This window comes from Protofrankia symbiont of Coriaria myrtifolia (genome assembly GCF_900634755.1).
Taxonomy (GTDB): Bacteria; Actinomycetota; Actinomycetes; order Frankiales; family Frankiaceae; genus Protofrankia; species Protofrankia coriariae.
Genome location: NZ_CAAAFS010000350.1, coordinates 1 through 9,861, shown reverse-complemented (window position 1 = coordinate 9,861; position 9,861 = coordinate 1). Strand labels below are relative to the sequence as shown.

Sequence of the window (9,861 nt, the reverse complement as noted above, 5' to 3'; positions counted from 1 at the left end):
GCTGGTGCTGGCGCGGGGCGGCGGGCCGGCCGGGCCGTCCGGATCGGCTCCACCGGCCTGTTCCCGCGCCGCGGCCGGCCGCCGCAGCGTCGCGAGAATGCCCTGGCGTTGGCGCCGGCGCCGGCGTTGTGGCGGCCGCCGCACGGGCACCGACGCGTCGGGGGAGGAGCGCCGTGACCGTGACCCTGAGCCGGGACCGGGACGGTCCTGGTTGCGGCTGGAGAGCACGACGAAGAGGATGGCGCCGATCAGGAGCACCACGATCAGCGTGATGGGTACCACCGGACTGTCCATGGCCTCCGTCCCCCACGTGCGGGTGTTCCGATCACGCTAGCGGACGTCGACGTCGGCGTCCGCTGTACCCACTCAATGACATCCATGCAGATCAGCCGATGGATGTGTCGTGATATCGACAGCCGTGCCCGCCGTGGCCCGGTCCGTCCTGACCCATGGTGTCGAAAACGCGCCGCAACGGCCACGTCCACCTCGCCTGCGAAGCCTCGTCGCTGACGCCCCCCGGCCTCGATACCTCGCGAATACCTCGCGGTCACGGGCCTTTTGCCTGTGAGGCCCACTCGGCCACGCGGCCCGCGGCACCCACGGTCGCGCTGCCACGAGGTGGTGGGCATCCCGTTCCCGATGGCCGGCGGCGGGCCTGCCACCAGCGGCACATGTGACCGGTGCCGGGACCTGGCCGACAACGGGGCTCATGACCGTCGGCCTGGTCCGGGGCCATGAGCCGAGACCATGAGCCGAGACCATGGCCGACGGTCAGGGCCCCGCCGCGGCCGTGTTCCCGGCGCGCAGGGCGGCACGGGCACGGTCGGTAAGTGCCGTCGCGCCCGGATACCCGGCCATCTCGATCGCGTCGCACAGCGTCAGCGCGTCCACCCTGGCGTTCTCGGAGGCCGTCCGGGCGGCGAGTTCGATCACCTGATAGCCCAGGCACACGGCCTGTTCGACGTTCCCCGCGTCGACTTCGGCGACACCGAGCCACGCGCTGTGGTGCACCAGTTCCCGCGGGTAGGCGGCGGCGTCGAGCTGGTCGACCGAACGACTGAGGTACTCGACGGCCGCCGCGACGTCACCGGCGCACAGCAGCGCCTTGCCGGCGTAGTACTCGATCACCGAACGGGAGCACCAGTAGACGTACTCCGGGTCCGCGGCCGGGTCGGCCCGCTCGATCTGGACCAGTGCCTCGGCGATCTCGGCGTGTACCGACCGGACGTCGCCGAGCTGGGCATACGCGACGGCCAGACAGCCGGCGACGATGGCCCGCTCGGTGGCGGTGAGGGTGTCCGCGGCGCCCGCGCGGGCCGTGCGCAGCAGGGTGACCGCGTCGGCGGGGTCGCCGAAACGTACCGCCTGCTCCGCCATGCAACGCAGGATGTTGGCGCCGAGGGCCGGCCGCCCGGCCTCATGCGCGGCGCGTAACGCGACCAGCCAGTACCGCTGGGCCGCCTGGTGCCGGCCGCTGTCGAACGCCGCCCAGCCGGCGAGCCGCGCGAGCTCCGCGGCGACGGCGTACAGCCGGCCGTGCTGCCGCTGGTTGTAGGCGCCGGTCCGCAGCAGGCGGACGATCACTCGTAGTTCCGACACGGCGAGCCCGTGGACGTTCTCCCCGCCGAGCAGGTCGTCCATCCGCCGCAGCGAGTCGATGCGCTGCTCGAACTCGGTGACGAGGGTGTCGCGGACCTGCCGGCCGCCCAGCACCGCGACGGGGAGTTGGGCCGGGTCGGCGACGAGCCACTGGTGGGCGGCGGCGGTGAGCACCGCGCCGCCGAGGCCGGGGAGGTCGGAAAGGCCGGGAAGTACCCAGGGCTCCACCTGGCTGGTGGCTTCCTCCAACGCGGCGGCCAGCCCGTCCGCGGCCCACAGGCGTTGCGGGGCCCACCGCCGCGCGGGGCCGGCGGTCGCGGCGGACCTGCCGGACACGAAGCCGGTGGTGGCGGTGGCGCTGGTGGCGGCGGTGGCGGACGCCGCGCGTCGAGGCTGCCGGGACGCCCGTTCCCGGCCCGCGCATGACCACGTGGGTACACCGCTGGGTTCTCTCAACGCCCGGCCTCCTCAAGCGTCGATGCGGGGAAGCGTCTTCCTTCATCCGCCCGGACGGCCCGGCGGGTGGCAATGACTCGCCCGCCGGGAGCCGGCACATCAGTATTTCGTCCGGACAGAATCACCGGATGCTTGCCGCGCGTGCAGCGTACGACAGGCCCCGTGGCGGAACAAGTACTGCGGATTGTGCCGGCCGCCGGCTATCCTCTGGCCGCGCAATAAAGTCAACGGTCGATCGGGTGTTGATGCTGTTGAGGTTTGTGGTTGTTGTTTTTCGATGGCCGCCGGTGCGGCGTGGACCGCTGGCCGCCGGTTGTCCGATCGTTCGGGACGGTCCTGCCGAACTGTCCCGAACGATCGCGCGCACAGCCTTCCGAGGACTGTCCGAGAGCGTCGTGACCTGCGGATCTCGGGTGGGGCCGCCATCATCTGACGACGGGGTGGACGGGCGGGCGGACCGGCGGTCGCATCCCGGCGATGACGGTCGTCCATGACCATGGATTCGGCCAGATGGCCGATCCGTTGGTGTTACGGAGTGATTTCCGGCGGTAGGGGTAAAGCGCGCACGTCCAGGGCGGCGTACGATCAGGACCGCCTCGGCGCCCAGCCGGCAGCGGTCATGAACGCACCGCGGGCACAGACCAGGAGAAATCCAGCCGGTAATTCCGGGCGTGCCGGACGAAAGTGTCCGCCGGGCGATCGTTTCGTGAACGATTCACCGCGCGGACGCCGTGCGGCGCGGAGGCCGACAGGGTCCACCATCAGCGTCCGTCATCGGGGTCCATCATCAAGCTCCGTCATCGTCCGTCAGACGGGCATCGTGTCCCTCGGACACGACACCCCCCTCGGACGCGACACCGGCCCGTGGCCGGCGCGCCTGCCGCGCGTATGTCCGCGCTGGTCTCTGTCGGCCTACGGTTGCGGTGTACACACCGGCGTGGACGGGTCACCCAAGGGGGTGGGAGGGTTCCCGCCCGCGTGCCCGCGGCCGGTGTCAGTGGCTCTGTCGGTGGTTCCGCCGGCGGCCCCGCCAGCGGCTTGGCCAGTGCCGGCCGAGCAGGGCCTGACCAGCGTGAACGTGTCGAAGGGCAGGGGGGTGGAGGTCGTGTGGTCGTACACGGTCACCCGGAGGCGGGTCAGACCCGCCTCCACACCCGGATCGACCTCGAAGCCCGCGAAAGCGTACGGGTGGTCCGGTGCTCGCAGGGCCAGCCACGGCGCCGGCTCAAGGGCGTGGACCGAGCGGAACCGGGTGGGATCGGACTCCCGCGGTTCCACGCCGACGATCACCCGGCCGGCGGGCGGGTCGAGCAGCTTGCCGGCCGACGGCGACGACGAGCCTCCCGTGCCCAGGACCATGTGGACCGTCCCGTGCGAGGTGTCCACGACCTCGGTGCCGACGCCGCTGACAGCCCCGCCGCCTCGTTCCTCGCCACCGCTGCTGCCGCTGCCGCCCGCTCGCTGCCGTAGCCCGTCCGCCGCGCCATCCCGGTCGAGGTGGCTGTCGGGGCCACCCGTGGCCGAGACGGGCTGCGGGGTGAGCATCGCTGATCCTTCGACCACCCCGCGCAGCGGATGCGTTCGCTCGTAGTGGTGCTCGTGCCCGCACAGGACGAGATCGACGCCGAACGCGTCGAACAGCGGCAGCCACTGCTCCCGGATACCGAGATCGGCGCCGTTGTGCTGCGCCGCGCTGGACACCGCGGTCTGGTGCATGCAGACGATGATCCAGTCGATGTCCGGGTCGGCGCGTGCCTGGCGTAGCGTGCGTTCGAGCCAGGCCCGTTGCCGCCCGCCGCTGTAACCACGGATGTACACCGTGCCGGCGTCCTGATAGCAGATGTCGTCGTTCTGCAGGACGACGAAGCGTACGTTCGCGACGGTGAAGGCGTACCACAGGCCCAGCAGGTCCGTCAGCGGCGCCGTCAGCGGGTCGTTCGTGCCCGTTCCGTCAGGCTCCACGGTGTTGCCGGGCAGCAGGAAGCGGCTCTGGTAGGCGGCCAGGCCCAGCGGGCCGTTCCCACGTTCGATCTCGTGGTTGCCGGCGGCGGGCATCCACGGGTGGTGCCGCGCGGAGGGGCCGATCATGTTGAACCAGTCGGACCACGCCCGCGGTGGGTTGCGCCGCTGGTTCGCGTACGACAGGTCACCGACGATCAGGGTGAACAACGAGCCGACCCGGTCGACGCCGGTCACGGCGTTCCTGGACGCCGGCGTGCCGAACGGGTCGTAGGACTCCGAGGTGCCGTGATCGCCGAAACAGGTGAAGGTGAACGGCACCCGGCCCCGTGGCGCGGTCCGCAGGGTGCCGCCGCCGGTGCGGCTGATCCGGTCGTGGATCACCTCGTAGAGGTAACGGGAGTCCGGTTCCAGCCCGGTGAGCAGGGCATGGTGGTTGATCACATCCTCGCCGGTGACGGCGTCGGTGTAGACACGGGTGACGGCGTGCACCTCGCGGTCGAGCCTGCCGGGCGTGCTGCCGAACCGCACCCGGGGGCGGCGCACCATCCGCGGCGTCGTCCATGACACGGCCATCGACACGGTCGGGTCCGGCCCGAACGTCAGATGGAGGTGTTCGACGGGCGTACCCGCACGCAGGGCCAACGGATCTCCTCACTGCCGGCCGTGACCACCTGGCCGGACCGTCGTGGACCGCTTGGTGCCACTTTGGGACCATTTTGGACTATTTACATGGACTCCAGAATGCGTTGGATGATTCGGGACGGTCCCGGACCGCGGAGGAGCGGCTTCGCGGGCGCTCCGCCACGGTGGTGGAGGGCAACCCTTCGCCATGGCGAAGGGGCGGCCCCGCCGCAGCGGAACCGCCCCTTCGTGGCGGACCTGTCGCCCTACCGCTCGCCTCTACTCGCTGGACTTGGCCAGGTCGATCGGAGGGGCGTCGGGGACCTGGGTGGGCTTCGGTTCGCCGCGGAAGACGAACTTCGCCGCCTCGCCCTCGCCCTCGACGTCACCGACCACGATCTCACCGGGCTTGAGCGTCCCGTACAGGATCTTCTCGGACAGGACGTCCTCGATCTCCCGCTGGATCGTCCGGCGCAGCGGCCGGGCGCCGAGCACCGGGTCGTAGCCCTTCTTGGCCAGCAGCGCCTTCGCCGCCGGGGTGAGCTCGAGCGCCATGTCCTTGTTCTTCAACTGGATGTCCACCCGGGCCAGCATGAGGTCGACGATCTGGATGATCTCGGCCTCGGACAGCTGGTGGAAGACGATGATGTCGTCGATCCGGTTGAGGAACTCGGGCCGGAAGTGCTGCTTGAGCTCGTCCTGGACCTTCGCCTTCATCCGCTCGTAGTCGATGGCGCCCTGACCGGTCGCGAACCCGATGCCCGGGCCCTTGGAGATGTCCCGGGTGCCCAGGTTCGAGGTCATGATCAGAACGGTGTTCTTGAAGTCGACCAGCCGGCCCTGGGAGTCGGTCAGCCGGCCGTCCTCCAGGATCTGCAGGAGGGTGTTGAACACGTCCGGGTGCGCCTTCTCGACCTCGTCGAACAGGACGACCGAGAACGGCTTGCGCCGGACCCGTTCGGTGAGCTGGCCGCCCTCCTCGTAGCCGACGTAGCCGGGCGGGGAGCCCACCAGCCGGGAGACGGTGTGCTTCTCCATGTACTCGGACATGTCGAGCTGGATCAGCGCGTCCTCGTCGCCGAAGAGGAACTCCGCCAGCGTCTTGGACAGCTCGGTCTTACCGACACCGGACGGGCCGGCGAAGATGAACGAACCGCCGGGACGCTTGGGGTCCTTCAGACCCGCCCGGGTACGCCGGATCGCCTGGGAGACAGCCTTGATCGCCTGCTGCTGGCCGATGACGCGGCGGTGCAGCTCGTCCTCCATGCGCAGCAGCCGGGCGGTCTCCTCCTCGGTGAGCTTGAACACCGGGATACCCGTCCAGATCGCCAGGACCTCGGCGATCTCCTCGTCGCCGACCTCGGCGACGACGTCCATGTCGCCGGCCTTCCATTCCTTCTCCCGCTTGGCCTTCTCCGCCAGCAGGGTCTTCTCCCGGTCACGCAGGGAGGCGGCCTTCTCGAAGTCCTGCGCGTCGATCGCGGACTCCTTGTCCCGGCGGACGTTGGCGATGCGCTCGTCGAACTCGCGCAGGTCCGGCGGAGCGGTCATCCGGCGGATGCGCATCCGCGAGCCGGCCTCGTCGATGAGGTCGATCGCCTTGTCCGGCAGGAACCGGTCGGAGATGTAGCGGTCGGCCAGGGAGGCGGCCGCGACCAGGGCACCGTCGGTGATCGACACACGGTGGTGCGCCTCGTAGCGGTCCCGCAGGCCCTTGAGGATCTCGATGGTGTGCGCCACCGACGGCTCCGCGACCTGGATCGGCTGGAACCGCCGCTCGAGCGCGGCGTCCTTCTCCAGGTGCTTGCGGTACTCGTCCAGGGTGGTGGCACCGATCGTCTGCAGCTCGCCGCGGGCCAGCATCGGCTTGAGGATGGACGCGGCGTCGATCGCGCCCTCGGCGGCGCCCGCGCCGACGAGCGTGTGCAGCTCGTCGATGAACAGGATGATGTCGCCGCGGGTGCGGATCTCCTTGAGGACCTTCTTCAGCCGCTCCTCGAAGTCACCGCGGTAGCGGGACCCGGCGACCAGCGCGCCGAGGTCAAGCGTGTACAGCTGCTTGTCCTTGAGGGTCTCGGGCACCTCGCCCTTGACGATCGCCTGGGCCAGCCCCTCGACCACGGCGGTCTTGCCGACGCCGGGCTCCCCGATCAGGACCGGGTTGTTCTTGGTCCGGCGCGACAGCACCTGCATGACGCGCTCGATCTCCTTCTCGCGCCCGATCACCGGGTCGAGCTTGGACTCGCGCGCGGCCGCGGTGAGGTTGCGGCCGAACTGGTCGAGCACGAGCGAGGTGGACGGAGTGCCCTCCGACGGCGCACCCGCCGTCGCCGGGTCGCCCTTGCCCTGGTAGCCGGACAGCAGCTGGATGACCTGCTGGCGGACCCGGTTGAGGTCGGCGCCGAGCTTGACCAGGACCTGGGCGGCGACGCCCTCGCCCTCCCGGATCAGCCCGAGCAGGATGTGCTCGGTCCCGATGTAGTTGTGGCCGAGCTGCAGGGCCTCCCGCAGGGACAGCTCCAGCACCTTCTTGGCGCGCGGAGTGAACGGGATGTGCCCGCTCGGGGCCTGTTGCCCCTGCCCGATGATCTCCTCGACCTGTGACCGAACACCCTCGAGGGAGATGCCCAGGGACTCCAGCGCCTTGGCGGCGACACCCTCGCCCTCGTGGATCAGCCCGAGCAGGATGTGTTCGGTCCCGATGTAGTTGTGGTTGAGCATCCTGGCTTCTTCCTGTGCCAGGACGACGACCCGACGTGCCCGGTCGGTGAATCTCTCGAACATGTGCGCTCCTTCGAGCGGTGCGACCGACCACACGGCAGCCGGTATCCGCATGCTAGCTCCGCCGAGGCATGACCCCACGCATCGAACGGAAACCTACCCGCCGGCCCCGCCCTCTTCGTCGTGGACGGCGGACCGACCTGGGTGACCGGTCCACCAGCGAAGACGCCTGAAACAACGGTGGCGGACCGGAGGGGATTCCGTCCCGCTGTTCCGCCGAGAGCAGAACGAAATCTCGTGGTCACCGGGGGAGGCGTCCACCCGGCAGGGGTGAGCGGGCAGTCCCCCGGCCAACGTTGGCCAACTCCAGCCAACCCAGCCAGCCCGGCCAACGTCAACGGGCGGTGGCGGGTGGCCACCGGGAGGTGGTCCGCCCCACGGTCCTGGCTGCCCGCTCGGATGGTCGCGAAAAGCAATCGCTATAGCGCTCCGGCGTCCGACTGCCGCGCAGAGAATGGAATATTACTCAGGGTAATAGTGTAATCAGTAAGCTATATTATTTGGTGATGCCGTACGGTCGCCGTCTCCCGACGGAATGGCAGGGGTGCGCTGGTCGCACCGGGTCAACCAAAGCCGAATGATCATGTTGTCGTCCCGGGCGGACAGGCCTACGTGTAACCATGTGATTACTCGTGGTATCGGGAGTGCGGATCCGCCGGTGCTTATCCGACCGCCAACCCGTCATCGCCCTGCGTGTCTATCCACTCGCGCAGGCGCGCCTCGCGTTCCGAATCGGGTGTGAACGGGCATGTGGTGCAGTACTGCGAGCTCATCCGGTGGGCGAGGCAGCACGAACCCCGACGCATCGCCGTCTGCCGGCGGCCGCGGTGGACGAACTCGAACCACGCCGGACGGGCCCGCATCGGTGGGCTGGCGAGAGCGAAGAAGGCGTCGGCCTCCGCCCGCCCGATGTCCGGATCCCGGGTTGTCCGCTCGGTCAGCAGGAACGTCCGGCCGCACTGCCCGGCCACCATGCCCCACAACGCGGACGGGCCCAGGCGCGCCCGCGCCCGCAGGGCCGTGACCAGCGGCTCGAAGTGCCCGACCAGAGCGGCCGCCAGCCGTTGCCGCAGGACGTCCCGGTCGGCGGCCACGTCGATTGCCCGGTCGGCCGTCGGGCCGGTTGCCAGGTCGGTCGCCGCGGCGGCCCGCCGGCCGGCCAGCGGGGTGTGCCGGCGATCGTCCACCGCCGGTGGGGTCGCCGCGGACAGGGCCGGGTCGTCCGCGAGCACGGTCACACGGTCGGAATGAAAAGCCGTGACGTCGAACCATCCACCGGGCGCGGCGTGCAGGGACATGCCAGCCGCGCACACGTCCGGTACCCGGCTGTGCAGCATGTACGCGGCAATGGCGAACCCGACCACGCCACCGGCGTAGGCGCTGAGGAAATGGGTGGCCGCGACCTCCCGGCCGTACCCGTAGGTGTCGGACATCGTCCGCAGCTCCCGGTCGAGCGCGCCGTCGGCCAGCAGGTCGGCGCAGTACAGCCACCCGGCGGCGTCACGTCCCGGACGACCGATGCGCCCCGACTGCCCGTCGAGCACCCTGGCGGCGGCTTCCAACGTTTCCGCCAGCGGCGGGCGTGCCTGCGCCGGTACGGTTCGCGACGGCTGGCAGCCCGGTATCCGCCACAGGTACTCCTCGGCCAGTGGCCACGGGTACTTCTCGGCCAGCGGAGCGTGCCGGTGGCAGGTCCTCACCGGGAGCGTCCGGTGAACGCCGGCACGGCCACGACGCCGTGTCGGTACGACAGGTCCGGGATGCCGGACTTTATAATGATCATATTTTGGACGGGTGGAACCGGTTCCGACGACGGGTGGACGGTGGACGGGTGGAGGGTGGATGCCGCGGGCTCCCGACCGGGCCGGCTGACCGGCGCCGCACAGGCCCGCCGATGGTCGCCGGGGACGCCACCGAGGGCATGGCTGCCGGCGGCACGGCCGCTCGCGGGGCGTCCGCTGATGCCGCGGTGGCGCGCGGTGCCGCCGGTGCGGGCGTGGCCACGGGTGCGGTTGGGGATCGCGTCGGGGACGGGGATCGCGGTGGGTTTCGCCGGTCCGTCGTTGGAGTGGCGCATGTTTTTAGGTAAACCTAAGTTCATGCGTAGCGTCAACTCGCCGGCGGTGACAGTGGGATGTGTCGCTCCGGCACAGTTGTGTCACAGCCACGGGACTCCCGGGCACATGCGGCGCCCCCGGTCCGGTCACCCTGCCGGAGCTGTCAGGGCGGCACGGTGACCGTCCCGCCCGGGGGCGGCCGTCCATCCGCCGCGCGGGCCGACGCCCTGCCAGCCGATGCCGGCCGGGCCGCCGCCGCGCCGGCTGATGCGGCGCTGGCCGGCGCCAACCGGGCGGATGACGGGTTGGCAGATGACGGGTTGGCAGGTGGGGCTGGTGGGATCGACCGGCTGCGGTCGCTGCTGGCCGTCGCGCTGGACGGGCT

At 70.5% G+C, this 9,861-nt stretch carries 5 protein-coding genes and 2 pseudogenes; 1 reads left to right on the top strand and 6 read right to left on the bottom strand.

The features are described 5' to 3' along the window. The 6 genes and pseudogenes from CM1CMNOD_RS20530 to CM1CMNOD_RS20505 all read right to left on the bottom strand — a co-directional run. Positions 1-294: pseudogene (locus tag CM1CMNOD_RS20530) on the bottom strand (serine/threonine-protein phosphatase); the annotation flags it as partial. A 477-nt stretch (positions 295-771) separates the two neighbouring features. Further along, entirely contained in the window at positions 772-2,055 is a 1,284-nt protein-coding gene (locus CM1CMNOD_RS20525; protein ID WP_013875509.1) for a hypothetical protein, read from the bottom strand. A 912-nt stretch (positions 2,056-2,967) separates the two neighbouring features. Beyond that, a complete protein-coding gene (locus tag CM1CMNOD_RS20520) occupies positions 2,968-4,659 on the bottom strand; it encodes a purple acid phosphatase family protein (RefSeq protein ID WP_013875508.1) in 1,692 nt (563 codons plus the stop codon). 258 nt (positions 4,660-4,917) lie between these two features. Further along, entirely contained in the window at positions 4,918-7,422 is a 2,505-nt protein-coding gene (locus CM1CMNOD_RS20515) for an ATP-dependent Clp protease ATP-binding subunit (protein ID WP_013875507.1), read from the bottom strand. A gap of 659 nt (positions 7,423-8,081) precedes the next feature. Then, on the bottom strand, positions 8,082-9,119 hold the full coding sequence (locus CM1CMNOD_RS20510) for a ferric iron reductase (RefSeq protein ID WP_013875506.1): 1,038 nt from the start codon (positions 9,117-9,119) through the stop codon (positions 8,082-8,084). After that, positions 9,116-9,496, bottom strand: a complete 381-nt coding sequence (locus tag CM1CMNOD_RS20505) for a hypothetical protein (protein ID WP_043604202.1) — start codon at positions 9,494-9,496, stop codon at positions 9,116-9,118. Before CM1CMNOD_RS20505 ends, CM1CMNOD_RS20510 begins: the two co-directional genes overlap by 4 nt. Before the next feature lie 156 nt (positions 9,497-9,652). On the opposite strand from CM1CMNOD_RS20505, the pseudogene CM1CMNOD_RS20500 reads away from it, so the two are divergent. Then, positions 9,653-9,861 (top strand): annotated as a pseudogene (locus tag CM1CMNOD_RS20500) (aspartate aminotransferase family protein); the annotation flags it as partial.

Bases quoted from the DNA above. Each gene is read 5' to 3' on its own strand.
- CM1CMNOD_RS20515 (WP_013875507.1), bottom strand. From the start codon at position 7,422: ATGTTCGAGAGATTCACCGACCGGGCACGTCGGGTCGTCGTCCTGGCA.
- CM1CMNOD_RS20505 (WP_043604202.1), bottom strand. From the start codon at position 9,496: ATGCGCCACTCCAACGACGGACCGGCGAAACCCACCGCGATCCCCGTC.